At 61.8% G+C, this 552-nt stretch carries 1 protein-coding gene; it reads right to left on the bottom strand.

Annotated elements, in window-relative coordinates; all coding sequences use genetic code 11:
- A partial coding sequence (locus J7439_RS27645) for a hypothetical protein (protein WP_209204958.1) occupies positions 1-552 on the bottom strand: 552 nt, incomplete at both ends.

The following is a 552-nucleotide window of genomic DNA, read 5'->3' as shown; positions in this document are numbered from 1 at the left end:
GCTGCAGTGCGGTATCCGGCTGCGGGAGACGCCTGTCGTTGGCGCGGAGATCCTCATGGTCATGGGCCAGAGCATTCCCAAGTGTCCGCAGCACCTCCCGGATGGGGGCCGACATTCTGGCCGATCTCGCCAGCAACCCGGTAACGACCTTGCCAATGGCCCCGGCATTGTAACCCTGGAAGCGATCATCCGCTGCCGCCTCGCCTCCGAATCCGGTGGCCCTGACCATGTCATAACGGGCAGCGCTGTAGAGCGCATACAGGTTCTGGAACTGGTTGGCCAGATTGCTGGTGATCGACACTTCGGTGGCGCGCTGGCCCGGGGTAGCGCCGGGTTGGTGGTCATCCTGATCGTTATCATAGCGGAGGTACTGCCCCGCGGTACTGGTCATGTTCAGGAAGCTGTCCCGGAACTGCCTCTCCAGTGTCTCCAGCAGGTTGACGCAGCACACCTGTCGTTTTTCCGGCCAGGTCATTGAGTCTGACTCCTCTGCGGGTATGTCTGCCATCATCTCCTGGTTCTGCTGCTTTATGGCCTCGGCCTGGCGGGCAT

The organism is Salinisphaera sp. G21_0, from assembly GCF_017744115.1.
GTDB lineage: Bacteria > Pseudomonadota > Gammaproteobacteria > Pseudomonadales > Endozoicomonadaceae > Endozoicomonas.
Note: the sequence above shows the minus strand (reverse complement) of the source record. Positions and strands in the feature narration are given on the sequence as shown.